Origin of the sequence: Kitasatospora sp. NBC_00458 (genome assembly GCF_036013975.1) — a bacterium.
GTDB lineage: Bacteria > Actinomycetota > Actinomycetes > Streptomycetales > Streptomycetaceae > Kitasatospora.
Genome location: NZ_CP107904.1, coordinates 2,463,848 through 2,488,585, shown reverse-complemented (window position 1 = coordinate 2,488,585; position 24,738 = coordinate 2,463,848). Strand labels below are relative to the sequence as shown.

Here is a 24,738-nt window from a genome sequence, read left to right as displayed (position 1 = left end):
GCCCCGGCGGAGCCGCACCGGCGTCAGTACTTCGGGCCGATGCGGGTGTCCATCAGGGCGACGCAGGCCTTGCGGGCGACGGAGACGTTGACGGCGCCCGTGGGGCGGGTGACGGACCTCCACCGGACTCCGACGGCGTCGAGGGTGTCCGTGAAGAGGCGGACGATGTCGGCCGAGGTGTTGGTGAAGAAGTAGCGCGGGTACTCGTAGCGCTTCGGGACGCCGCCGACGGTGCGGGTCGTCCAGTTGGTGATGCGGCAGCCGTCGGAGTGGATCAGCCCGCGGAGGAACTCCCAGGGATGGGCGTCGACGATCTCCTGCTGCCAGGGTTCGAGGGCTATGGCGCGCTCGTGCTTCTTTCCCGGGCCGTGCTGGGGGAAGTAGCAGGACAGGTGCTGGGAGTAGAGCTTGACCACCTGGCAGCCGGTCCGACGGACGCGGCAGGGCTTGTTGCGCGGCATGACCCGGCGCATGGCCTGGTCGACCGCGTCGATGATCCCGGGCCACTTGTTGTCGCAGGTGATGAACAGGCTTGCGCTGCGGTGCTGTTCGGGCCAGGTGATGTGGCCGTCGCCGAGGTAGAGGCCGAGCAGGTAGGAGTAGGCGGGCTGATCCAGGGCGTCGCCGTAGCAGTGCGTACAGGTCGACCGCTTGCGGCCGGGGAGCGTGCCGTGCCTGGCGAGGTCCTCGTGCTTCCACCAGGAGACCGTGCCGGACGGGACGCCGAGGCGGCGGCCGACCTCGGTGTTGCGGGTGCCGCGGCGCAGGAGGTGGACGGCTTGTTCGCGCACGGAGGCGTTCGTCATGTGCGACAGCATCTGCCGCGGCCGACGGCCCGGCGTGGCCTTCTCTTGGGGGCCACTCGATGTGATGAACTTCCCATGGCCTGGGAATTCGAGGGAAATTCTGGTGCCGAGTGTGGGATTCGAACCCACACGCCCTTTCGAGCAATCGCTTTTGAGGCGATCGTGTCTGCCCTTCCACCAACCCGGCAAGTTCGCGCCCGTGAAGGATACCCTGCGCACGTTGCTCGGCGCAGCTAGGTACCCTCGTGCATGCAGTACCCCGCCGGAACGAGGAGCCCCGTGAGCACCGCCGACGAGCAGGCAGAGCCGCTTGAGACCGATTCGCCCCAGATCACCCGCATTGTGATCGCCGAGGACGAGGCGCTGATCCGCCTCGACCTCAAGGAGATGCTGGAAGAGGAGGGGTACACCGTCGTCGGCGAAGCCGGGGACGGGGAGACGGCCGTCCGGCTGGTCCAGGAGCTGAAGCCGGACCTGGCGATCCTCGACGTGAAGATGCCGGTGCTGGACGGGCTGTCCGCGGCGGAGCAGATCCACGAGGCGCACCTGGCGCCGGTGCTGATGCTGACGGCGTTCTCGCAGCGCGAGCTGGTGGACCGGGCGCGGGACGCGGGTGCGATGGCATACATCGTGAAGCCGTTCTCCAAGAGCGACCTGGTGCCGGCGATCGAGATGGCGGTGTCCCGGTACACGGAGATGCGGACGCTGGAGGAGGAGATCGCGGATCTCACCCAGCGGCTGGAGACCCGCAAGCTGGTGGACCGGGCGAAGAGCGTCCTGCAGACGAAGTTCGGGCTGAACGAGCCGGCGGCGTTCCGGTGGATCCAGAAGACCTCGATGGACCGTCGGATGACGATGGCGGCGGTCGCGGAGGCCGTGATCGAAGAGGGCGAGGCCCAGGACAAGAAGAAGGCCGACGAGGCGAAGGCCGAGTAGGCCCGGCGGGCGTGAGGTACGACGGAGGGCCCGGCATCGCTGCCGGGCCCTCCGTCGTGCGCCCTGTGGCGCCCCGTGGTGCGCTCGGTCGTTCGCGGGGCGGGGGTCAGTCCTCGCCGAGGTAGGCCTTCCGCACGGACTCGTCGTGCAGGAGGTCGGCGCCGGTGCCCTGGAGGACGATGCGGCCGGTCTCCATGACGTAGCCGCGGTCGGAGAGGGAGAGCGCGGCCTGGGCGTTCTGCTCGACGAGCAGGATGGTGGTGCCGTCGGCCTTGAGTTCGACGATGGTGGCCATGATCTTCTGCATCATCAGCGGCGAGAGGCCCATGGAGGGCTCGTCGAGCATGAGCAGCTTGGGCCGGGACATCAGGGCGCGGCCCATGGCGAGCATCTGCTGTTCGCCGCCGGACAGGGTGCCGGCGGCCTGCTTGCGGCGTTCGCCGAGGATGGGGAAGAGGCCGTAGGCCCGTTCGACGTCCTTGGTGATGCCGTCGGTGTCGTTGCGCAGGAACGCGCCGAGGAGGAGGTTCTCCTCGATGGTCATGCGGGGGAAGATGTGCCGGCCTTCGGGGGAGTGGGCGAGGCCGAGGGCGACGATCTTGTGGGCGGGGACGGTGTCGAGGGCCTGCCCGTCGAAGGTGATGGTTCCGGAGGCGGGCTTGAGGAGGCCGGAGAGGGTGCGCAGGGTGGTGGTCTTGCCGGCGCCGTTGGTGCCGATGAGGGTGGTGACCTCGCCCTGGTTGACGGTGAAGCTGATGCCCTTGACGGCTTCGATCTTGCCGTAGGCGACGCGGAGGTCCCTGACGTCGAGGAGTGCGGTCACTGGTCGGTCTCCGTAACGGGGGCGGTGCCTTCGAGCGGGGCGCCGAGGTAGGCGGTGATGACGCGCTCGTCGTTCTGGACGGTTTCGCGGTCGCCCTCGACGATCTTCTGGCCCTGGACGAGCACGGCGGTGCGGTCGCAGAGGTTGAAGATGAAGCGCATGTCGTGCTCGATGACGAGGACGGAGACGCCTCGGTCGCGGATGGCGAAGACGAGTTCCTCGGCGGCGCGGGTCTCCTGGGGGTTCATGCCGGCGGTGGGTTCGTCGAGGAGCAGGAGGCCGGGGTCGGAGGCGAGGGCGCGGGCGATCTCCAGCTTCCGCTGCTCGCCGTAGGGGAGGTTGCGGGCGAGGTGGTCGGCCTTGTCGGCGAGGCCGGTGAACGCCAGGAGTTCCATGGCCTTGTCGCGGCTCTCGGCTTCGGAGCGCCGGTAGCCGGGGCCGCGCAGGATGGCGGAGAAGAGGCCCTGGTGCATGCGGCTGTGCCGGCCGACCTGGACGTTCTCCAGGACGGTCATGTTGGCGAAGAGCCGGATGTTCTGGAACGTGCGGGCGATGCCGGCCTGGGTGACGAGGTGGGGCTTGGGCGGCAGGACGGTGCCCTGGTAGGCGACGCGTCCCTCGGTGGGGACGTAGAGGCCGGTGAGGCAGTTGAAGAAGGTGGTCTTGCCGGCGCCGTTGGGGCCGATGAGTCCGATGATCTCGCCGCGGCCGACGGTGAGGGAGACGTCGTTGACGGCGGTGAGGCCGCCGAAGCGCATGGTGACGCCGGTGACTTCGAGCAGGGGCCGGGCCGGGGCGGGTGCGGTGCCGGCCGGTGCGGGGGCGTCGGTGGTGGTCATCTGGGGGTCACGCCCCTGCCTTGGTGAGGGCGACGCTGTCGCCGGTGGGCTGCGCGGGGATGGCGGCCTCGTGGAACTCCAGCTGGCGGCGCCGGTTGGGGATGAGGCCTTCGGGGCGGACGCGCATCAGGACGATGAGGGCGATGCCGAAGGCGAGGAGCTGGTAGTCGGCGAGGAATTCGAGCTTCTTGGGGATCAGGAAGAGGAGGGTGGCGCCGGCGAGGGGTCCGCTGATGGTGCCCATGCCGCCGAGGATGACGGCGGCGAGCAGGAACGCGGAGTTGGGGGGGAGGGCCTCGGCGAAGGTGTACTGGTCGGGGGTGACCGTGTAGCTGACGTGGGCCTGGACGGTGCCGGCGAGGCCGGCGAGGCAGGCGCCTAGGGCGAAGGCGAGGAGCTTGAGGCGGAAGCCGTTGATGCCCATGGCTTCGGCGGCGGTCTCGTCCTCGCGGATGGCGACCCAGGCGCGTCCGATGCGGGAGTTGCCGACCCGGGCGAAGACGAGGACGACGACGGCGGTGACGAGGAGCATCAGCAGGTAGTAGTTGGAGAACCGGCCGAGCTCGACGCCGAAGACGGTGGTGGGCTTGCCGAGGTTCCAGCCGAGGATCTCCAGGTCGGGGATCCGGGGGATGCCGTTGGAGCCGTTGGTGACCTTGGGGCCGGTGGTGCCGTTCAGGTTGAGCATGGTGATGCGGAAGATCTCGCCGAAGCCGAGGGTGACGATGGCGAGGTAGTCGCCGCGCAGCCGCAGGGTCGGGGCGCCGATGATGACGCCGAAGACCATGGAGACGACGGCGCCGGTGAGCATCGCGGCCCAGAACGGGAACTGGACGTGGATCGGCGAGGCGGGGGAGCCGGAGACCAGGGCGGCGGCGTAGGCGCCGACACCGAGGAAGGCGACGTACCCGAGGTCGAGCAGGCCGGCGAGGCCGACGACGATGTTGAGGCCGAGGGCGACGGTGGCGAAGATCAGGATGTTGGTGGCGACGGAGGTGTACTGGTCGCTCGTCTGGGTGAACGGGAAGCTGGCGGCGGCGGCGAAGGCGGCGCCGGTGGTGACGGTCCGGTACTTCACGGTGAGGGCGCGTACGCGGATCAGCAGCCCGGCCTTGCCGAGTGCGGCGGCGACGGAGGCCGCGAGCAGCAGGTAGGCGGTGAAGAGTTCGCCGTACTCGGTGTCGATGCCGAAGGTGATGGCGAACAGGCCGATGGCGAAGGCGGCGACGATGAGCGCGACCTCGGCCCAGGAGGGCAGGGTGCGGGCGGCGGGGAGCGGGCGGTGGACGGTGCCGATCCGCAGCCAGGAGTTGGCGAGGTGGCCGAGCTGGACGAGGAGGACGGCGCCGGTGGCGATGACGACGGCGCCCGCGACGGCGGTGAGGACCGGGGCGACGGGCTTGTCCTCGGGCACGGCGTGGGTGGCGAACCAGAGCACCGGGGCGATCGGGACGAGCAGGAAGAGCCGCTGGTCGAGGAAGCGCAGCGGGACGGCGGTGCGCCGGTCGAGGGGCAGGGCGAGGCTGCCGGCGAGGGCGAGCAGGGAGCCGAGGGCCGCGGTCCAGCCGCCGGGTTCGAGGTTGGCGAGGCCGCCGAGGTCGGTGGCGATCGCGATGACCGAGAACCAGCTGACGGCGACGGCGCCGGTGGCGGCGAGGAGGACGGCGTTGTTGCTGCGGCTGGGGGCGGCCCAGCGCAGGCCGGGGGTGCCTTGGGTGGCGAGCAGCAGGGCGAGGGTGAGCAGGCCGGCGATGAGGGCGAGCCACTGGAGGCCGGCGGGGGAGCCGTAGTAGGTGAGGTCGCCGGGGAAGTCGGAGGTCCAGGTCCAGGACATCAGGGCGGAGGCGACGGTGGCGGTGGCGCCGATGCCGGTGAGCAGGGTGGCGGCGCGGCCGGGGAGGTTGATGACCGGGGTGGTCTCGGTGGTGGTCATGGTGCTCACGCCCTGTCCGCGACGCGCTGGCCGAGCAGGCCCTGGGGCCGCACGAGCAGGACGACGATGAGGAGTACGAAGGCCCAGACGTCCTTCCAGGCGCCGCCTCCGAAGAGGTCCATGCCGGGCAGGTGCTGGATGTAGCCGGTGGCGAGGGCTTCGGCGAGGCCGAGGGCGACGCCGCCGAGCATGGCGCCGTAGATGTTGCCGATGCCGCCGAGGACGGCTGCGGTGAAGGCCTTGAGGCCGAGGATGAAGCCCATCCGGAAGTCGACCTGGCCGCTGCGCAGGCCGTAGGCGACGGCGGCGACGGCGGCGAAGGCGGCGCCGATGGCGAAGGCGAGGACGATGATCCGGTCGGTGTCGATGCCCATGAGCTTCGCGGTGTCGGGGTCCTGGCTGGTGGCCTGCATGGCGCGGCCGGAGCGGGTGCGGGTGACGAACCAGCCGAGGGCGATCATGCAGAGGGGTGCGGCGATGATCAGGAAGAGGTCGCTGCGCTGGATGGCGACGGAGCCGATCTCGAACGGGTCGCCGGGGATCTTGGGGAAGACGCGGGCCTTCTTGGCGTCGGGGTAGAAGGAGAAGACGAGCTGCTGGAGGAGGATCGAGAGGCCGATCGCCGTGATGAGCGGGGCGAGTCTGGGTGCGGAGCGCAGCGGCCGGTAGGCGAAGCGTTCGGCGGCGACGGCGGTGAGGGTGGAGACCAGGATGCCGGCGATCAGCATCAGCGGTAGGGCCAGCCACAGGGTGGTGCCGCCGGGGAGGGCGAGGTAGGCGGTCAGGGCGCCGAAGCCGCCGACCATGACGATCTCGCCGTGGGCGAAGTTGATGAGCTGGACGATGCCGTAGACCATCGTGTAGCCGATCGCGACGAGTCCGTAGAGGGCTCCGAGGATCAGGCCGTTGGCCAGCTGCTGCGGTAGGTCGTGCACCGCTGGGCCTCCGTTGTGCGTGTGGGGTGTCCGCGTGGGTGGTGGATGTGGGTGCGCGCGGGGGCACTGGTGGCGCCCCCGCGCGGGGTAACTCCGACGTGCTGTGGTGCTGCTGACGTCAGGTCAGCCGGGCGGTTCAGCCGTTGAAGGTGCCGGACTTCTCCACGGCCCACTTGCCGTCCTTGACGGTGTAGACGGTGAGCTGCTTGTTGGTGGTGTCGCCGTACTCGTCGAAGGAGACCTTGCCGGTGACGCCTTCGAAGGAGACCTTCTGGACGGCTTCGACGACCTTGGCGCGGGCGCCGTCGGGGAGCTTGCCGCCGTTGGCGGCGGCGACGGCCTTGACGCCCTGGATGATGGCCCAGGCGCTGTCGTAGGAGTAGCCGCCGTAGGTCTCGTAGGCGTCCTTGTAGCCGGCGGTCTTGTAGTCGGCGATGAACTTGGCGGCGGTGGGGAGCGACTCGACGGGGAGGCCGACGGCGGTGGCGTAGTCGCCCTGGCTCTTGGGGTTGAGCTTGATGAAGTCGCCGCTCTGGATGCCGTCGCCGCCCATCAGGGGGATGTTGACGCCGGCGTCCTTGAGCTGGAGGGAGAGCGGGCCGGCGGCGGGGTACTCGCCGCCGTAGTAGACGGCTTCGGCGCCGGAGGACTTGACCTTGGTGACGACGGCGGCGAAGTCGCGGTCGTCGGGGTTGACGTGCTCCTCGTTGACGATGGTGCCGCCGTTCTTGATGAACTGGGCCTTGAAGGTGGCGGCGAGGCCGGCGCCGTAGGTCTTCTGGTCGTCGATGAGGAAGACCTTGGTCTTCTTGGCGTCCTTGGCGAGGAAGTCGGCGGCGAAGGGGCCCTGGACCGCGTCGGTGGTGGCGGTGCGGAAGTAGGACTTGAAGGGGCGGGCCTTGACGCCGCTGGCCCACTTCTCGCCCTGGCTGAGGGCGACGCCGGTGTTGGCGGGCGAGATCTGGACGAGGTTGGCGTCGTTGAAGATCTGCTGCATGGACTGGGCGACGCTGGAGTTGAGCGGGCCGACGACGCCGAGGACGTCCTTGTCGGCGACCAGCTGGGTGGCGTTCTGCTGGCCGGGGGCGGGCTTGGCGGTGTCGTCCAGGGCCTTGATCTGGAACTTGACGCCGGGGACCTCGTTCTTCTCGTTGGCCTGCTTGACGGCGAGCTCGACGGAGTTGCGGATGCCGAGGCCGAGGGCGGAGAGGTCGCCGGTGAGCGGGGCGTCGACGCCGATGGTGACGGTGGTGCCGCCCCCGGCGTTGCCGCTGTCGCCGGACTTCTTGTCGTCGCGGGAGCCGCACGCGGTGAGGCTCAGGGCGCCGATCACGGCAATGCTCACGACAACTGCTGAACGATGACGCACGGGGGTCCCCTTCGGTTCAGGAGGGCGCCGCGCCTGAGTGGCGGGAGCCTGGATGCGCGATGGGCCTGGCCCAATCCGGTGGCGCGGTGACTGGCCGTGACTCTAGATGCCGTTGGGCGGCTCGGGCAGTGGTGCGGCGAGGCTGTGATTCTCTTGTTATGAGCACACGGAGAAGCCGTCTCAGCATGTGGTCGTTTCGGTTCGACCGGCCCGGCCCCGCCGGGGGTCCTGGCCTCAACTGGCCCTGTGTAAGGCGCAGAAGTGCAGGTGACTCCTGGACTCTCCGATAATCGGACATGGGTGTCCGCGGTGTTGGGGTCGGGCGTGCACGTCCGAATATCGGACGCGCGGCCGTTCGGCGGGGAATTTCCGGATGGGCTCGCCCCCCGCGGTCCGCCGGATAGTCGGATTTCCTAGCTGTTACGCAGTGTTACATCTCTGGAAGTCTGTGAAAAAGTCCGTGGACATGCCACCGCCCCCTTGTCTGGACCAACGACTTCCCAGGGCTGTCGAAGGTCAAACAAGGGGGCGGGCAAGGGATTTGATGATCAGTCCGCTGCGCCGGCCCCTTGTCGAAGGGGTCGGCGCGGCGGGTGCGCGTCAGAGGTCGCGGAGCATGCAGGTCAGGCGGCAGCTGGTGACCCGCTTGCCGGTGTCGTCGGTGATCGCGATCTCGTAGGTCGCCGCGGTGCGGCCCTTGAAGACCGCCGTCGCCACTCCGGTGACCAGCCCGGAGGTGGCCGAGCGGTGGTGGGTGGCGTTGAGGTCGACGCCCACCGCGTACCGGCCCGGGCCGGCGTGCAGCATCGCGCCGACCGAGCCGAGGGTCTCGGCCAGCGCCGCCGAGGCGCCGCCGTGCAGCAGCCCGTACGGCTGCTGGTTGCCGTCGACCGGCATGGTGCCGACCACCCGGTCGCCCGAGGCCTCGACGATCCGGATGCCCAGCTTCTCGCCGAGGCTGCCGCCGGAGAAGGTGGCCGGGTCGACGCCGAGCTTGGCGAAGTGGTCGAGCATCTCCTGCGGGATGTCGAGGACGGTGGCCGCGTCGGTGGCCGCTTCGGGGGCCGGGTCGGTCATGGGGGAGCTCCTGCCGCTCGGGGGTCGCGTCGTCGTGCTGCCTGTGATCGTACGACCGTCCTACTCGGTGGTAGTGGCGGTGGCGGGGGAGACGGGCGTGGCGGGCGGGACCGGGGGGCCTCCGTCGCGGGCGTGCCCTTTTTGTCGGTGCCGGGCCATAGGATCGGTGGCCGGTAGTGGAATCGGCAGGAACGGACGTTGACGTGGCTACGCAGAGTACGGACAAGGGCGCGGCGGGTGGCGGCGGAGCCGGGTCGCGGCCCCGCCTCATGCTGCTCGACGGGCACTCCATGGCCTACCGGGCGTTCTACGCGCTGCCCGTGGAGAACTTCAACACCTCTACGGGCCAGCCCACCAACGCGGTGTACGGCTTCGCCTCGATGCTCGCCAACACCGTGCGCGACGAGCGGCCGACCCACCTCGCGGTGGCCTTCGACCTCTCCCGCCAGACCTTCCGTTCGGCCGAGTTCCCCGACTACAAGGCCAACCGCGCCAAGACGCCGGACGAGTTCCGCAGCCAGATCGGCCTGATCGGCGAACTCCTCGACGCCATGAACGTCCCGCGGATGACCGTCGAGGGCTTCGAGGCCGACGACATCATCGCCACCCTGGCCACCGCCGCCGAGGCGGCCGGCTTCGACGTCGACATCGTCACCGGCGACCGGGACTCCCTCCAGCTGGTCACCGAGCACGTCACCGTCCTCTACCCGACCAAGGGCGTCTCCGAACTCACCCGCTACACCCCGGAGAAGGTCGCCGAGAAGTACGGCGTCACCCCCCGCCAGTACCCGGACCTCGCCGCCCTGCGCGGCGACCCGTCCGACAACCTCCCCGGCATCCCCGGCGTGGGCGAGAAGACCGCGGCCAAGTGGGTCAACCAGTTCGGCTCCTTCGACGAACTGGTCTCCCGCGCCGACGAGGTGAAGGGCAAGATCGGCGAGAAGCTGCGCGAGCACCTCGACTCGGTCAAGCGCAACCGGGTCCTCACCGAGCTGGTCCGCGACGTCGAACTCCCGCTCGGCGTCACCGACCTGGAGCGGTCGGCCTTCGACAAGGCGGCCGTCACCACGCTGATGGAGTCGCTGGAGTTCCGCAACGCCAACTTCCGCGACCGCGTCCTCGGCATCGACCCGTCCGGCGCCGAGGCGGAGGCCGAGACCGAGCTCGCCCCCGGCATCGAGGTCGACGGCGAACTGCTCACCGACCCCGGCACGCTCGCCGCCTGGCTCGGGCAGCACGCCGCGGGCAAGGCGCCGGTCGCGCTCGCCGCCGTCTACCGGTGGGCGCTCGGCAGCGGCGAGGTCACCGAGATCGCGCTCGCCGCCGGCGAGACCGCGGCCTGGTTCGACCCGGCCCTGCTCGCCGAGGAGGACGAGCGCGCCCTCGCCGCCTGGCTGGCCGACCCGGCCGCCCCCAAGGCCCTGCACATCGCCAAGCAGGTCATGCGCGCCTTCGCCGAGCGCGGCTGGCAGATCGGCGGCGTCGTCGCCGACACCGCCCTCGCCGCCTACCTGGAGAAGCCCGGCCGCCGCACCTTCACCCTCGACGTGCTCGCCGAGGAGTACCTGGCCCGCTCGCTCGCCCCGGCCCCCGCCGCCGAGTCCGGCCAGCTCGCCTTCGACGCCCCCGAGGAGGACCCGACCGCGGGCGCCCAGGCGCTGATGCTCCAGGCCCGCGCCGTGCTCGACCTCGCCGCGCTCTTCGACACCCGGCTCGCCGAGGTCGGCGCCACCGGGCTGCTGCGCGACATGGAGCTGCCGATCGCCGCCCTGCTCGCCCGCATGGAGCGCACCGGCATCGCCGCCGACCGCACCTGGCTCACCGGCCTGGAGTCGCAGTTCGCCGCCGAGATCCAGCGCGTCGTCGAGGAGGCGCACGCCGCCGCCGGCCACGAGTTCAACCTCGGCTCGCCCAAGCAGCTCCAGGAGATCCTCTTCGGCGAACTCGCCCTGCCCAAGACCAAGAAGATCAAGACCGGCTACACCACCGACGCCGACGCCCTCACCTGGCTCGCCACCCAGACCGACAACGAGCTGCCGGTCATCCTGCTCCGCCACCGCGACCAGGCCAAGCTGCGCACCACCGTCGAGGGCCTGCTCAAGACCGTCTCCCCGGCCGGCCGCATCCACACCACCTTCAACCAGATGGTCGCCGCCACCGGCCGGCTCTCCTCGCAGGACCCGAACCTGCAGAACATCCCGGTCCGCACCGAGGAGGGCCGGATGATCCGCCGCGCCTTCGTCGTCGGCGAGGGCTACGAGTCGCTGCTCACCGCCGACTACTCGCAGATCGAACTGCGGATCATGGCCCATCTCTCCGAGGACGAGGCGCTGCTGGAGGCCTTCGCCACCGGCGAGGACCTGCACACCACCGTCGCCTCCCAGGTCTTCGAGGTGCCGGGCGCCGCCGTCGACGCCGAGATGCGCCGGAAGATCAAGGCGATGTCCTACGGCCTCGCCTACGGACTCTCCGCGTACGGGCTCTCCCAGCAGCTCGGCATCAAGCCCGCCGAGGCGCAGGGCCTGATGGACACCTACTTCGAGCGGTTCGGCGGCGTCCGCGACTACCTGCGCCGGGTCGTCGACGAGGCCCGCGCCACCGGCTACACCGAGACCCTGCTCGGCCGCCGCCGCTACCTGCCGGACCTCAACAGCGACAACCGCCAGCGCCGCGAGATGGCCGAGCGGATGGCCCTCAACGCCCCGATCCAGGGCTCGGCCGCCGACATCGTCAAGATCGCCATGCTGCGGGTCGACGAGGCACTGACCGCCGCCGCGCTGAACTCCCGGATGCTGCTCCAGGTGCACGACGAGATCGTGCTCGAACTCGCCCCCGGCGAGCGCGAGCAGGTCGAGGCGGTCGTCCGCGAGCAGATGGCCGGCGCCTACCCGTTGCGCGCGCCGCTCGACGTCTCCGTCGGCGTCGGCGCCGACTGGGAGGCCGCCGCGCACTGACGGCGTGCACCGACGGCGTGCACTGACGGCGCGCAGTGATGGCGTGAACTGGCGCCGCGCACTGACGGCGTGCACTGACGGCGTGCAGTGACGCCGCGCACCGCGCACCCGGAAGCCCTCCGGGCGACGGCACACCGCCGCCGCCCGGAGGGCTTATGCGTCCGGCGCCGGGGCCCTACGCTGGGGCCGTGACGGAGCGGGTGACCGTGCGGGTGGGGCCGGAGTCGGCGGTGCTGGTGCTCGGCACCGGCCGCGACCGGCTGCGCGAGACGGCCGGGATCCTCGGGGAAGGACTGCTGTCGGCGCTGGGCTGGCAGGTGCTGCTGCTCCAACTGGGCTCGGCGGTCGGCGTCTTCGCCCACCTCATGCTGCACCTCGACGGCGCCGCGGTGATCTGGGCGGTGGCGGCGGTCTCCGCCGTGGAGATCGTGGTCGGAACCCTCCACTACGACTGGGAGACCCTCACCCGACCGGGCCGCCTGGAGTTCTCGCCGCCGCACGAGCCGACGCACTGGCGCCAGGTCCTGCTGGGCAGGCCGAGCCGGTGGTACCCGGTGACCGGCCTGCGCGGGCTGAAGGTGGCGCACTGGGTCTACGAGCCCGTGGACGGGGACCCGCGGCCCCGGCTCGAAACCTACTCCGTCCGCAACGAGGCTCCGGGCTTCTCGGCCGTGCCGCTGTCGGCGAGAGAGGTGCGGGGCGATCCGCGGCAGCTCGTCGAGGACCTCAGGGCGCTGCTCGGACCGGTCGGGCTGGCGGTCGAGCTCGACACCGAGCGGTTCGTGTGGGCGCCCGGCAGGATCCCCTCCTACCGGCTCGCCCCGCCGGAGGCCGTACCGCCGGAGGCCGTACCGCCGGAGGCCGTACCGCCGGAGGGCGCTCCGCCCGTGGCCGACGCCGTACCGGCCGACGCCGGGCCGGAGCGGCCGGCCGACCGGACGCCCGGGGTGGAGCCGGACGACGCGCCGGCGTGACCAGCCCCCGGCCGGTGGACGCTCCGGGAGCGCGCGCCCGGGCAGGAAGGAGACGCGGCCGGGGCGGGCTCCGTAGGCGCACCTGCGGGGCTCCGGAGGCCTTCTGCGCCCGGCGTCGCGGCCCTCGCCGGGGCCGTGACGGAGCGGGTGACCGTGCGGGTGGGGCCGGAGTCGGTGGTGCTGGTCCTCGGCACCGGTCGTGACCGGGTGTGCGAGGCCGCCGGGTCCTGGGCCGGGAGGTGGTCCTGCTGCCGCTGGGCATGCCGGCCGGGACGTTCGCCCACGTCGCCTTCGGGCTCGGCACCGGGGCGGCGGTCGGGCTGGTCGGCGCGGCGACGGTGCTGGAGGTACTGGCCTGCGGCGTCATGTCCGGCTGGAGCACCCTCACCCGGACCGGTCGCCCGGAGTTCTCGCCGTGAGGCTGGGACTGCCGGGGCGGTGGCGCCCGGTGGCGGAGCTCGGCGGGGTGCAGGTCGTCCACCGCCTCACCGAGCCCGTGGACGGGGATCCGAGGCCGCCCGCCGAGGCCTTCACGGTGTCCGCGGACTGCCGAAGGGCGCCGCTGTCGGCCTACGACGTCCTCGGGGACCCGCGACGGCTCGTCGAACAGCTCGGGGAACTGCCGGCACCCGCCGGTCTGCCGGTCGCCCTCCGAACCGCCCGGCACACCCGGACACCGGGCCGCCGCCCGTCGACGAGGTGCCGGGGCCCGCGCCGGGAGAGGGTCCGGAGGACGCGGTCGGGCCTGGGTGACCGGCGCGCGTTCGGTGACGGGCCCACGGCCCGGGCCGCTCCGGCCGTGCCGGCGGGCTTCCCGGACGGCCCGCCCGCTCCTACGCTTAGGCCGTCATGGCGCTTAGGCGGTGGTGGTGAGCGTGGCGGAGGAGCCGGTACCGAACCTGCGCAGCACCGGGCACTCCACGGTGCTGACGGTCCGCCCGGGCGGCGGACGGTGGGTCCTCGCCGGGTGGATCGTGCTGTCCCGCGCGGCCCTGGGGATCGGCCTGCACTTCGTCTGGTTCCCCGCGTACATCCCGCTGATCCTCGTGCTCCGCTACGTGGTGGAGCTCAGCCCCCGCACCAATCTGGCGGTCGCCGCCGGCACCTACCTCCTGTGCTCCCTCCGGCAGGGGATCCGGGAGATGCGGGACCCACTGCGGCGGTTCCACCGGCTGGAGTTCGGCCCGCCCGGCGCCCCCGACCGGTTCCGGATCGTCGGGGCCGCGCCGGGCGGCCGGTGGCGACCGGCGGCGGACCTCCAAGGCGTCCAGATCCTGCACCTGGTCACCGTGCGGGCGGACGGCCGGCCGGTGCCGGAGGGCGACGGGTGGGAGGTGTCGGTGCGGGTGTGCGGCCCCGGGTCGGCGTACTGCGCCGGCGACGGCGACCCCCGGGCCGTGGCGGAGGAGCTCGCCCGGGTGCTGGAACCCGCGGGAGTTCCGGTGGAGTTCACCACCGTCCGGCGAGCGCCGCGGCACATCCCCGCGGCAGCGGCCCACCCGCCCGCCGACGCCCGGCCCGTCGGCACCCGGCGCTCCGAGGCCCCGCCCGCCGATGCCGCGCCCGCCGATGCCCGACCTGCCGACGCCCCGCCGGAACAGCGGTTCTGAGCACCGACCGGTCTCCGCCCCCGACCCCACCGCCCGACCCCACCGCCCGCCTCCACCGCCCGCCTCCACCGCCCGGCCCCACCCGCCCGCCTCCGGCGTCGGCGGCCTCCGCCACCGGCCCTCGGTCTCCGGTCCTCGGCCCACCGGCCGAGTGCGGGTGCTCCGGCAGGCGGATCCCCCGAAACCGGCTCCCGCATAGCGTCCTGATCATGCCTCAGATCAAGATCGGCGTCTTCGCGCCCGCCCTCACCTTCGACCCCGTGGCCCCGCCCGGGGAGACCGCCGAGGTCGCCCGGTTCGCCGAACAGCTCGGTTTCGAGTCGCTCTGGGTGAGCGGTCACCTGACCGGCCGCTGCGCCATGCCCGACCCGCTGCAGCTGCTCACCGTCGCCGCGGCCGCCACCACCGAACTCGCGGTCGGCACCGCCGCCCTGGTGCCCGGCCTGTACCCGCTGCCGCTGCTCGCCCAGCAGCTCGCGACCCTCCAGTACCTGAGTGCGGACCGCCTGCTGCTGGGCGTCGACGCCGGGGACAGTCCTTGGGCGCGCTGGCGCGGCGGCCTGCGTGACGGCGCGGCCTGGCGGATGCTCGGCATCCCCCGGGAGGAGGCGGACGCCCGGCTCGACGCGGCACTCGAAGCCTTCCCCGCGCTGCTGCGCGGCGAGCCGGGCCGATTGGACCCGGTCCAGCCCGAGGTCACCCTCGGTATCCCGGCGGGCGTCCCGCCGCTGCTGGTCGGTGGCGAGTCCCCGACCGCCCTGCGGCGCGCCGCCCGCTACGGCGACCACTGGTTCCCCGCCCTCGCCTCGCCCGCGTGGCTCGCCGAGGGGCGCGCCCGGCTCGCCGAACTGGCGGAGGCCGAAGGGCGGGCGATGCCGGGCGTCACGGTGGCGCAGCCGGTCGCCCTCGCCCGCCCCGGTGCGCCGGCCCCGGCCGGTCCGGTCTCCACCGCCGCCCTGACCGAGCTCTACGGCCTCACCGCCGAGCGGGGCGCCGCCGTCACGATCGGTGGAACGCCGGAGGCGGTGGCCGGGCGGATCGCGGAGTTCGAGGCCGCCGGAGCGGACCGGATCGTGTTCAGCGTCGTCGACCCCGCGTGGCGGCCGCAGTTCGAACTCCTGGCGGAGGCCGTGGCACTGCTGGGCCGGGCGGACGGCGGGCAGCACCGGGGACGGGCTCGGGCTCGGGGCGGGTCCGGTGGACCTCGGGCGGTGCCGTGAGGCGCTGCGCCGGGCGCGGCGCGCGGTCGCTCCCGGGGCCGGTCCCGGGAGCACGCTCGCGCTGGGTTCCGCGCTCGCGCTCGGCTCCGCTTTCGGCCCGGGTTCCGTGTTCGCGCTGGGCTCCGCCCTCGCGCTCCGCTCCGTCCTCGGCCTCGCCGGCGGGGCGGTGGACCCCCGGTGCGGACGGCGGGGTGCGGACCGGCGCGACGACGTGCGTGCGCCCGAGGGGCTGTGGGGAACCACCGGGATCCGCCGGTCCATCGCTGTGGCTCCGGGGGGTTGATACCGGGTCAGGGAGCCTCTTCACTTGTCATGGCGCCGACGCGCTTGATCGCGGTCCGGTGCCGCTCCACCGCCTCATGGTTCCGCTGCTCCACCGCTCCATCGCTCCACCGCTCCGCTGCTCCGACGCCTCACCCGACGAGTCTGGAGATCCCCTCATGTCCCAGTCCCGCCTGCGGCGCGCCACCGTGGCGTTCGCGGCCCTGCCCCTGCTCGCGCTCGGCGCGGGCCAGGCCGTGGCCGCCCCCGCCGCGCCTCCCGCTCCCGCCACCGCCGCCCCGGCGTCCACCGCCCGGGTGTCCGCCATCGAGGACGAGGTCGCCCGCTCCCTGGCCGCCTCCCTCGCCGACCCCGCGCTGCGCGAGCGGCTGCGGTCCGCGACCGCCGCCGCTCCGGGCGGCGCCGCCGACCTCGGTCCGCTGGCCGCCGCCGCCCAGAGTCCCGCCGCCCGCGGGCTCGCCGACACCGCCGCGCAGGCGGACCGCAGGATCGCCGCCGCCAAGGGCCTCGGCGCCGACCTCGGCCCGCTGCTGCGCGTCCAGTTGGCCGACCCGTCGATGCGGGCCGCGCTGGACGCGGGCGCGGCGCCGCTGGTGGCGACCGCCGTCGCCGACGACCACGCCCGCACCGTCCGTGCCTACGACACCGCCGGCCGGGCCCACGCCCTCGACGCGGCGACGGTGCCCGGGCGGCCCGTCTACCTGGTGGACATCGACACGGCCAAGACCCTGGCCGCCGGGATCGCCGTCCTGCAGCGGGAGTTCGCCGCGCGCGGCCTCGACGCCGCGGGTCCGGCAGCCGCGCCGACCGGACAGGCCGCGCAGGCCGCCGCCGGCGGCTGGTGGGGCACCAAGATCAGCAGCGTCGAGGTGTCCGACGACGAGGAGCCCTGGTTCAAGGGCGCCGCCGAGATGTTCAGCCTGGTGAGCGGCTTCGGCCAGGACGGCAAGGTCCGCGTCGACTCGGTCGCCATGCCGTACCTCCAGTACGACGGCACGGTGTACTACCCGAACCAGATCCTGGTGAACTGGTCGAACTACAAGTACAACCTGGCCGACGTCGTGCTGATGGAGGACGACGGCGACACCAACTACCTGGCCCTCGCCCAGGCGGTGGCCGCCGTCCTGCTCACCATCGCGGACCAGGGGGCCTACATCCCGCTGGTCAACGCCGTCCTGGCGGCGCTGCCCGCGTCCTGGTGGACCGACGACCCGGACTACGTGGAGTCCTGGTACACCCTGGCCCGGACCAGCTCGGGCCGCCTCAACGGGGCGCGCGGCAACGGCTGGATGACCGTCGAGCCGTACTGGGTCAGCCAGCTCTGACCGTCCCCTCAGGGCCGGGTCGGCGCCGCGCGTCGCCGCGCTCCGCCGACCCGGCCCGCAGGTGATCAACCCGTGTGACGAGGCGAGTCCGTACTACCGTGGGCCCGATGACAACGGATCACGCAAGGACCGCCCGGCCCGTCCCCCACGCCGAGGCGCCGACGCTCCAGGCCCGCAACTCCGCCGCCTTCTGGGTCGCGACCGGCCGATCCCGGGGGCACGAGGTGATCCGGCGCCGCGGATTCGTCGCCGTCGACGGCGACGAGCGCGCGGGCCTGCGGATCCTGGTGCAGGAGCCCGACCTCGACCCGGGCGAAGCGGCCGAGTTGAGCGACCTGACCCGCCGGGCGGCGGGCGCGGTGACCGTCGAGGACCCGTTCAGCTCGACGGACCTGGTCCACCTGGGCCTGCGCACCTGGCAGATGCCGATCATGCTGCGCCTGCCCGGCCCCGTCGCCGACCCGGCACTGGACGTGACCCGGGTACGGCGGCCCGAGGATCTCCGGGCGGCCGAGCGGGTCGTGATCGAGGGCTTCGAGCTGGACGGATTCGAGCCCTACCGCCCCGGCGAGCTCTTCCCGATGACGCTGATCGAACAGCCCGGCGTGGACGTGTTCGTCGTCTCGGTCGACGGCGTGGCCGCGGGCGCCGGCGTGAGCGTCGTGGCCGACGGCGTCGGCAGCCACTACTGGATCGCCGCCTCCTCGGCCTTCCGCTCGCGCGGCGTGGGCCGGGCCGTCATGCTCGGCGCCCTCGCCCACCTGGCCGACCTCCCGACCACCCTCACCGCCTCGAAGCAGGGCAGGCCGCTGTACGAGTCGCTGGGGTACACGGTCGCGGCCCCCTCGACCTGGTGGGCCTCCTCCTGAGCCACGGGGCCTCGCACGGGAAGTCGGCGGGTCCGACTTCCCGTGCGCGGCCTGGCCGCGCGGGCACCGGCGTGGTCAGGCGTCGTGGTCGGCCGCCGTGCCCACTACCCGTCGGGGGTGCCGGCGGTCGGAGTGTGGGGCGCCTGCTGTCCACGGTGTGCGCTGCTGCTGCCCGGTCGTGCCGGGGGCGGGGGCACGTAGCGCGGCGCCTCCAGGCCGAGGGCCTGCGGGGTGTGCTGCGCAGGAAGTCGGATGGGTCGACTTCCTGCGCGCGGGTGTTCAGGTGGTGCGGGCGGCGGCTCGGGTGCGGCAGTGGGCGAGGGCTGCCGAACGGGGGTGCATCGGGGGCGCTTTCCGAGACGCTGGGGCGGGGCCTTCTGGAGCGGGACTCCGAGGTCGTGGCCGGGTGGGCCGGACAGTACGATCGCCTTCAGGTCGACGCCCTCACGCGGCTGGACAGCGTGACCATGATCCGGGAGGCACGGAGGGATTATGAACGGCATTCACAGTGACCAACCGGCCCGCGCCGCGTGGCGAAAGAGCTCCTACAGCAACGGGCAGGGCGGATGTATCGAGGTCGATGACTCGCGCCCCGGAGCGGTGCGCGACTCCAAGGACCCTCACGGCCCCGCACTCGTCCTCCCGGCGGAGGCGTGGCAGTCGTTCGTGCAGGCCGTTCGCTCCGGCGAGTTCGGTGAGGTCTGACCGATCCCGGTGACGGAGGCGGTGCATCATGCCCAGGCGTGACTACGAGGACGACCCGAACGCCCCCGAGGCCAACTCCCTCGTCCCGGCCGCTTCCGTCGTCGTGGTCGACGACGCGGGCCGGGTTCTCCTACAGCGGCGTACCGACAACGGGATGTGGGCCCTGCCCGGTGGCAGGATGGACCTCGGTGAGTCGCTCGCCGGGTGCGCTGTCCGCGAGACGCGCGAGGAGACCGGCATCGATGTCGAGATCACCGGGATCGTCGGCACCTACACCGACCCCCGCCACGTCTTCGCCTACGACGACGGCGAGGTCCGGCAGGAGTTCTCGATCTGCCTCCTCGGGCGCCCGCTCGGCGGGGAGTTGCGGGCGTCCGACGAGTCCCACGAGGTGGCGTGGTTCACCCCGGCCGAGACGGACGGGCTGCCGATGGTGTCGAACATCCGCCGAAGGCTGGCCGACTGGCGCTCGGGGGCGATCCCCGTGGTGCGCTAGCCGCCGTCCGCCGATCGACTTCCTGTCACTTCCTGGCGTTGGTGCGCTTCGTCGGCTCGGCCGTGGTCGGGTCCTCGGGCCAGGGGTGGCGGGGGTAGCGGCCCCTGAGATCCGCTCTCACGGCGTGGTAGCCGTTCTTCCAGAAGCCCTCCAGGTCGCCGGTGATGGCGGCGGGCCGACCGGCGGGGGAGAGCAGTTGCACGGTGAGCGGTACTCGTCCGCCGGCCAGTGCCGGGGCGGCCCTCCAGCCGAAGAGTTCCTGCAACTTGACGGCCAGTACCGGGCGTTCGGTGCTGTAGTCGACCCGTATCTTCGAGCCGGACGGCACGGCGACGCGTTCGGGGGCCAGCTCGTCGAGGCGGCCGGCCTGTCCGCTTGACCAGGGGAGCAGGCGCTGCAGGGCGGACGTGGTGTCGATCCGGGCGAGGTCGGTGCGGCGGCGGGCGCGGGACAGCTCGGGTTCCAGCCACTCCTCGGCGCGTTCGAGCAGCGCGTCGTCGCTGACATCGGGCCAGGGGTCGCCGATGGCGGCATGGAGGAAGGCGAGGCGTTCGCGCAGGTTGGACGGGAAGGTCAGGAGGGCGCCGACGCCTTCGCGGGTGAGGCCTTCGAGGATGGCGGCGCGGACGAGGGACGGGTCGGGGCGGCCGAGCGGCTTCTCGGCGAGTTCGATGGCACCGAGGGATTCCACCTGCCGGGAGACGACCTCGCCCCGCCGGGTGTCCCAGTGGACTTCGGCGCGCTTGGTGAGCAGTGGCGCGCCGGCCCGCCGGGCGGTGTCCTCGTCGAGTGCCGCAGCGTGCAGCACCCGCGCCGAGTGCGCCCCCGCCGGGCGGTCGGCCGCCGCGACGGCGAGCCACGGCAGTGCGCCCAGCGCCGTGCCCGGGGCGAGTTCGGCCGCCGTTCCCGAGGCCATCAGGTACGGGCTGCGCTCCCCCGGGGCGGGCCGCTCGACCCGGGCCCGGGCGATGCGTTCGGGGAAGGCGAGGGCGACGACGAGGCCGACGGCGGTGGTGTCGGGCAAGGCGGTGGCGGGTTCGGAGCCGCCACCGCGCCGCAGTCGGCGGACCTCCTCGCGCCAGCGCCCCGCGTAGGGGTCGCGGGAGGAGCGGACGGTCCGCCAGACCGCGGCGAGGTCGTCGCCGAGGGCGCGCGGTGGCTCCTCGGAGAGCAGGGCGACCACCTCGGCGGCGCGCTCGCCTCCGATCAGCGGCGCGCCGTCGACCAGCGCCCGTCCCAGTCGCGGGTGCAGCCCGGTGCGGGCGAGCCGCACCCCGCGTTCGGTCGCCCGGCCGTCCGAGGAGACCGCCCCGAGGGCCTGCAGCGTCTGCCGGGCGGCGGCCATCGCCCCGGCGGGCGGGGCGTCGGGCAGGGCGAGCCCGGTGGCGTCCGGGTCGCCCCAGCAGGCCACCTGGAGGGCGAACGGGGTGAGGTCGGCGAGCGCGATCTCAGGGGTCGGGAAGCGGGCGGCGCGGGCGTCCTCGGCCTCGTGCCAGCAGCGGTAGACGGTGCCGGGGGCCTCGCGGCCCGCCCGGCCGGCGCGCTGGCGGGCGGCGGCCAGCGAGGCGCGGACGGTGACCAGGGCGGCGAGGCCGCGGGCGTGGTCGGTGCGCGGTTCGCGGGCGAGTCCGGCGTCCACCACGACCCGCACGCCGGGCACGGTGAGGGAGGATTCGGCGACGGCGGTGGCGAGGACCACCCGCCGCGAGGAGGACGGGGTGAGCGCCGCGTCCTGGACGGCCTGCGGCGCGCGCCCGTGCAACTGCAGCACCTCGGCCGGGACCCCGCCCAACTGCCCGGCGACCCGGGCGATCTCGCCGGTGCCGGGCAGGAAGCAGAGCACGTCGCCGTCCCGTTCGGCGAGCGCCCGGCGGACGGTGGCGGCGACGTGGTCGAGCAGGGCGAAGTCGACCCGGGTGCCGTGGGCGGGGCGGACGGCGCGCGGCGGTGGCGCCCACACCACCTCGACCGGGTGCGAGACGCCGTGCGCCTCGACGACGGGCGCGTCGTCGAGGAGGCGGGCCCAGGCCTCGGTGTCGGAGGTCGCGGAGGCGCAGACGATCCGCAGGTCGGGGCGGAGGGCGGCGCGGACGTCGAGCAGGAAGGCGAGCGCGGTGTCGGCGTCGAGGTGGCGCTCGTGGCACTCGTCGAGGACGACGACGTCGACGCCGGGCAGTTCCTGGTCGCGCTGGAGCCGCTGGAGCAGGACGCCGGTGGTGACCACCTCGACCACCGTCCGGGGGCCGACCCGGCGGTCGCCGCGCACGGTGTAGCCGACCTGCTCGCCGACGGGGGAGTCGAGCAGCCAGGCCATCCGGCGGGCGGCGGCGCGGACGGCCAGCCGGCGCGGTTCGGCGACCAGGACCCGCCGGACGGGCCGGCCGTCGGCGAGCAGCCCGGCCAGGGCGAGCGGCACCAGGGTGGTCTTGCCGGTGCCGGGCGGCGCGGCGAGGACGGCGGTGCCGGGCCCGTCCAGCGCCTCGTGCAGCGCGGGCAGCGCGGTGCGGACGGGCAGGTCGCGCCAGGCCGGGTTCGGCGGGGTCAAGGCGTCAGCCCCGCTCGGCGACGAAGATCGCGGTCCCGGGGATGAGCCGCCCGCGCAGCGGGGACCAGCCGCCCCACTCCTGCTCGTGCCCGTCCGGCCACTCCGGCTCGACCAGGTCGACGAGCCGGAAGCCGGCGGCGACCAGTTCGCGGACCCGGTCGCCGATCGTGCGGTGGTGTTCGACGTAGGTGGCGCGGCCCTGCTCGTCCTCCTCGACGTACGGCGTGCGGTCGAAGTACGGGGAGACGGCGGTGAGGCCCTCGACGCCGGGCTCGTCGGGGAAGGCCCAGCGGATGGGGTGGGTCACCGAGAACACCCAGCGGCCGCCGGGCCGGAGCACCCGGTGGACCTCGCGCATCAGTGCGGCGGTGTCGGCGCTGAACGGGACGGCGCCGTAGGCGGAGCAGGCGAGGTCGAAGGAGCCGTCGGCGAACGGCAGCACGGCGGCGTCGGCCTGGACGACGGGGACGGGCGCGGCGCCGCGGGAGAGGTCGATCCGCAGCGAGTGCTGGAGCTGGCGGTACGAGATGTCGAGGGCGACGGGGCGGGCGCCGCGGCCGGCCAGCCAGCGCGAGCACTGGGCGGCGCCCGCGCCGAGCTCCAGGACGGTGCGGCCGGCGACGTCGCCGAGCAGGCGGGCGTCCGCCTCGTCCAGGCCCTCGGGGCACCAGGTGAAGCGGTCGTCGCCGAGGAACTCGCCGTGCTCGTCCTGGTACTCGTCGGCGTTGCGGTCCCACCAGTGCCGGCTGGCCCGGCTGCTCTCGCCGGTGCCGGCGGAGCGGCGCACCGCGTCGTCGCCGTCGCCATCGTCGTCGTCGGGACCGTCGGGCCCGGCGGAACCGTCGGCAAGATCGTTCCCGGGGGCGGTGCCGAGGTCGTCCTCGGGGCCGTCGGCGTCGCCGGGCTGGTCGGGGCCGGAGTGGCGGGGGGTGGCGGTCACGGTGACAAGGCCCATCGCGTAGGGTGTGGTTCTGCGGAAGCGCCGCTGCCGCGAGTCGGCCCGAAAGGGCCCGGGTCCCGGCGGTGGCATCCGGGGAAGGACTCCCTGCGGCCGCCACCCATGAGGTGCGCAATCGGAGGATATGGCCTGTTCCATGCCGGGCTCCACCGTCTTGCCGCCCTTGGCGTTGACCGTGCCCGGCCGTCCCCGTATGCTACAAGTTGCGCTGCGGGCCTGCGCGCCTCAGACGGAGCAGGTCGCGCTCGCATCTGTCGAAGACCCCACGGTCGCAAGACGGACGCCGATCTCCCGTTCTCGGGTTTTCCGGTGCGCCGTGTTCTTGGCTGTCCGGCTTTCGGTGGGAGCGATACGGGCCCTCCGCGTGGCATTACCTACGACTTTCATGTCCGCACCGGAGCCCTTTTCCTAATGACGAGCCCCACCGACTCCTCCCTCAGCACCACCCCGCAGGTCGCGCTCAACGACATCGGCGACGCCGAGGCGTTCCTGGCCGCGATCGACGAGACCATCAAGTACTTCAACGATGGCGACATCGTCGAGGGCGTCATCGTGAAGGTCGACCGTGACGAGGTCCTCCTCGACATCGGTTACAAGACCGAGGGCGTCATCCCGTCCCGCGAGCTGTCGATCAAGCACGACGTCGACCCGCACGAGGTCGTCGCCGTCGGCGACAACATCGAGGCCCTGGTTCTCCAGAAGGAGGACAAGGAGGGTCGTCTCATCCTGTCCAAGAAGCGCGCTCAGTACGAGCGTGCCTGGGGCACGATCGAGAAGATCAAGGAAGAGGACGGCATCGTCACCGGTACCGTCATCGAGGTCGTCAAGGGTGGTCTCATCCTCGACATCGGCCTCCGCGGCTTCCTCCCCGCCTCGCTCGTCGAGATGCGCCGCGTCCGCGACCTCCAGCCCTACGTGGGCAAGGAGCTCGAGGCCAAGATCATCGAGCTGGACAAGAACCGCAACAACGTGGTCCTGTCCCGCCGTGCCTGGCTGGAGCAGACCCAGAGCGAGGTCCGCCAGACCTTCCTCACCACCCTGCAGAAGGGTCAGGTGCGCTCCGGCGTCGTCTCCTCGATCGTCAACTTCGGTGCCTTCGTGGACCTGGGTGGCGTCGACGGCCTGGTCCACGTGTCCGAGCTGTCCTGGAAGCACATCGACCACCCCTCCGAGGTCGTCGAGGTCGGCCAGGAGGTCACCGTCGAGGTCCTCGACGTCGACATGGACCGCGAGCGCGTCTCCCTGTCGCTGAAGGCGACCCAGGAGGACCCGTGGCAGCAGTTCGCCCGTACCCACCAGATCGGCCAGGTCGTTCCGGGTAAGGTCACCAAGCTGGTTCCGTTCGGCGCGTTCGTCCGCGTGGACGAGGGCATCGAGGGTCTGGTCCACATCTCCGAGCTGGCCGAGCGCCACGTCGAGATCCCGGAGCAGGTCGTCCAGGTCGGCGACGAGATCTTCGTCAAGGTCATCGACATCGACCTTGAGCGTCGCCGCATCAGCCTGTCGCTGAAGCAGGCCAACGAGGCGCTGGGTGCCAACCCGGCCGAGGTCGAGTTCGACCCGACCCTGTACGGCATGGCCGCCTCGTACGACGACCAGGGCAACTACATCTACCCGGAGGGCTTCGACCCCGAGGCGAACGACTGGCTGCCCGGCTTCGAGAAGCAGCGCGAGGAGTGGGAGCGGCAGTACGCCGAGGCCCAGACCCGCTTCGAGCAGCACCAGGCCCAGGTCATCAAGAGCCGCGAGGCCGACGCGGAGGCCGCTGCCGAGGGTGGCGACGCCGTCGCCGCCGCGGCCGGTGGCTCCTACTCGTCCAGCAGCGACGAGGGCTCCGGCGCCCTGGCCTCGGACGAGGCCCTGGCCGCCCTGCGCGAGAAGCTGGCGGGCGGCCAGAGCTGAAGCTCTGACCCTGCCGCTGGTGCTCGTTAGCGCATAGCGTCACCGATGGACCCCACCCGGTTTCCGGGTGGGGTCCATCGTTCTTCCCCTGGGTTTATTTGTTCCTTATGTGAAGGAATTTTGTGATTAGGGGCTCATCGGAACGCTATGGGTGATTCGGGACCAAGGGCCTACCTTGGG

Annotated in this window: 20 protein-coding genes and 1 tRNA gene; 11 read left to right on the top strand and 10 right to left on the bottom strand. The window is 72.7% G+C overall.

Going from position 1 to position 24,738, the window contains the following annotated elements; all coding sequences use genetic code 11:
• Positions 1 to 23 precede the first annotated feature (23 nt).
• Both OG550_RS09680 and OG550_RS09675 read right to left on the bottom strand, forming a co-directional pair.
• On the bottom strand, positions 24 to 806 hold the full coding sequence (locus tag OG550_RS09680) for a helix-turn-helix domain-containing protein (protein WP_327676279.1): 783 nt from the start codon (positions 804 to 806) through the stop codon (positions 24 to 26).
• A 101-nt stretch (positions 807 to 907) separates the two neighbouring features.
• Positions 908 to 993 (bottom strand) — tRNA-Leu (locus OG550_RS09675).
• A 92-nt stretch (positions 994 to 1,085) separates the two neighbouring features.
• Between OG550_RS09675 and OG550_RS09670 the strand changes: the two genes are divergently transcribed.
• Positions 1,086 to 1,742: an ANTAR domain-containing response regulator gene (locus OG550_RS09670; RefSeq protein ID WP_327676278.1), complete on the top strand. Its 657-nt coding sequence runs from the start codon at positions 1,086 to 1,088 to the stop codon at positions 1,740 to 1,742.
• A 106-nt stretch (positions 1,743 to 1,848) separates the two neighbouring features.
• Here OG550_RS09670 and OG550_RS09665 read toward each other — a convergent pair whose 3' ends face one another.
• The 6 genes from OG550_RS09665 to OG550_RS09640 form a co-directional block, all read right to left on the bottom strand.
• A complete protein-coding gene (locus OG550_RS09665; RefSeq protein ID WP_327676277.1) occupies positions 1,849 to 2,565 on the bottom strand; it encodes an ABC transporter ATP-binding protein in 717 nt (238 codons plus the stop codon).
• Positions 2,562 to 3,404: an ABC transporter ATP-binding protein gene (locus tag OG550_RS09660; RefSeq protein WP_327676276.1), complete on the bottom strand. Its 843-nt coding sequence runs from the start codon at positions 3,402 to 3,404 to the stop codon at positions 2,562 to 2,564. The genes OG550_RS09665 and OG550_RS09660 overlap by 4 nt, the downstream gene beginning before the upstream one ends.
• A gap of 7 nt (positions 3,405 to 3,411) precedes the next feature.
• Positions 3,412 to 5,337 (bottom strand): branched-chain amino acid ABC transporter permease, encoded by a 1,926-nt coding sequence (locus OG550_RS09655; RefSeq protein ID WP_327683770.1) that lies wholly within the window; start codon positions 5,335 to 5,337, stop codon positions 3,412 to 3,414.
• Positions 5,338 to 5,342: 5 nt separating this feature from the next.
• Complete coding sequence (locus tag OG550_RS09650) at positions 5,343 to 6,272, bottom strand: branched-chain amino acid ABC transporter permease (RefSeq protein ID WP_327676275.1); 930 nt, start codon at positions 6,270 to 6,272, stop codon at positions 5,343 to 5,345.
• A gap of 136 nt (positions 6,273 to 6,408) precedes the next feature.
• Positions 6,409 to 7,641, bottom strand: coding sequence for a branched-chain amino acid ABC transporter substrate-binding protein (locus tag OG550_RS09645; RefSeq protein ID WP_327676274.1), 1,233 nt, complete (start codon positions 7,639 to 7,641; stop codon positions 6,409 to 6,411).
• 600 nt (positions 7,642 to 8,241) lie between these two features.
• Positions 8,242 to 8,718 carry a PaaI family thioesterase gene (locus OG550_RS09640; RefSeq protein WP_327676273.1) on the bottom strand — a complete coding sequence of 159 codons (477 nt, stop codon included), beginning with the start codon at positions 8,716 to 8,718 and terminating at the stop codon, positions 8,242 to 8,244.
• Positions 8,719 to 8,987: 269 nt separating this feature from the next.
• Between OG550_RS09640 and polA the strand changes: the two genes are divergently transcribed.
• From polA to OG550_RS09595, 9 genes are all read left to right on the top strand, one after another.
• Positions 8,988 to 11,672: a DNA polymerase I gene (gene polA / locus OG550_RS09635; protein WP_327683768.1), complete on the top strand. Its 2,685-nt coding sequence runs from the start codon at positions 8,988 to 8,990 to the stop codon at positions 11,670 to 11,672.
• A 188-nt stretch (positions 11,673 to 11,860) separates the two neighbouring features.
• A complete protein-coding gene (locus tag OG550_RS09630; protein ID WP_327676272.1) occupies positions 11,861 to 12,646 on the top strand; it encodes a hypothetical protein in 786 nt (261 codons plus the stop codon).
• Positions 12,647 to 12,855: 209 nt separating this feature from the next.
• Complete coding sequence (locus OG550_RS09625; protein WP_327676271.1) at positions 12,856 to 13,065, top strand: hypothetical protein; 210 nt, start codon at positions 12,856 to 12,858, stop codon at positions 13,063 to 13,065.
• Positions 13,066 to 13,521: 456 nt separating this feature from the next.
• Positions 13,522 to 14,256 (top strand): hypothetical protein, encoded by a 735-nt coding sequence (locus tag OG550_RS09620; protein WP_327676270.1) that lies wholly within the window; start codon positions 13,522 to 13,524, stop codon positions 14,254 to 14,256.
• Positions 14,257 to 14,465: 209 nt separating this feature from the next.
• The gene (locus OG550_RS09615; protein ID WP_327676269.1) at positions 14,466 to 15,476 is read left to right on the top strand and encodes an LLM class flavin-dependent oxidoreductase; all 1,011 of its coding nucleotides are present in this window, start codon (positions 14,466 to 14,468) and stop codon (positions 15,474 to 15,476) included.
• Between the two features lie 440 nt (positions 15,477 to 15,916).
• Complete coding sequence (locus OG550_RS09610; protein ID WP_327676268.1) at positions 15,917 to 17,083, top strand: DUF3103 family protein; 1,167 nt, start codon at positions 15,917 to 15,919, stop codon at positions 17,081 to 17,083.
• Between the two features lie 107 nt (positions 17,084 to 17,190).
• A complete protein-coding gene (locus OG550_RS09605) occupies positions 17,191 to 17,952 on the top strand; it encodes a GNAT family N-acetyltransferase (RefSeq protein WP_327676267.1) in 762 nt (253 codons plus the stop codon).
• Positions 17,953 to 18,444: 492 nt separating this feature from the next.
• The gene (locus OG550_RS09600; RefSeq protein ID WP_327676266.1) at positions 18,445 to 18,657 is read left to right on the top strand and encodes a DUF397 domain-containing protein; all 213 of its coding nucleotides are present in this window, start codon (positions 18,445 to 18,447) and stop codon (positions 18,655 to 18,657) included.
• A gap of 28 nt (positions 18,658 to 18,685) precedes the next feature.
• Entirely contained in the window at positions 18,686 to 19,153 is a 468-nt protein-coding gene (locus OG550_RS09595; protein ID WP_327676265.1) for an NUDIX hydrolase, read from the top strand.
• A gap of 25 nt (positions 19,154 to 19,178) precedes the next feature.
• On the opposite strand, the gene hrpB is transcribed toward OG550_RS09595, so the two are convergent.
• Together hrpB and OG550_RS09585 are read right to left on the bottom strand one after the other, a co-directional pair.
• On the bottom strand, positions 19,179 to 21,698 hold the full coding sequence (gene hrpB, locus OG550_RS09590) for an ATP-dependent helicase HrpB (protein WP_327676264.1): 2,520 nt from the start codon (positions 21,696 to 21,698) through the stop codon (positions 19,179 to 19,181).
• A gap of 4 nt (positions 21,699 to 21,702) precedes the next feature.
• Positions 21,703 to 22,653 carry a class I SAM-dependent methyltransferase gene (locus OG550_RS09585; RefSeq protein ID WP_327676263.1) on the bottom strand — a complete coding sequence of 317 codons (951 nt, stop codon included), beginning with the start codon at positions 22,651 to 22,653 and terminating at the stop codon, positions 21,703 to 21,705.
• A 414-nt stretch (positions 22,654 to 23,067) separates the two neighbouring features.
• On the opposite strand from OG550_RS09585, the gene rpsA reads away from it, so the two are divergent.
• The gene (gene rpsA, locus OG550_RS09580) at positions 23,068 to 24,558 is read left to right on the top strand and encodes a 30S ribosomal protein S1 (RefSeq protein WP_030307517.1); all 1,491 of its coding nucleotides are present in this window, start codon (positions 23,068 to 23,070) and stop codon (positions 24,556 to 24,558) included.
• Positions 24,559 to 24,738 lie beyond the last annotated feature (180 nt).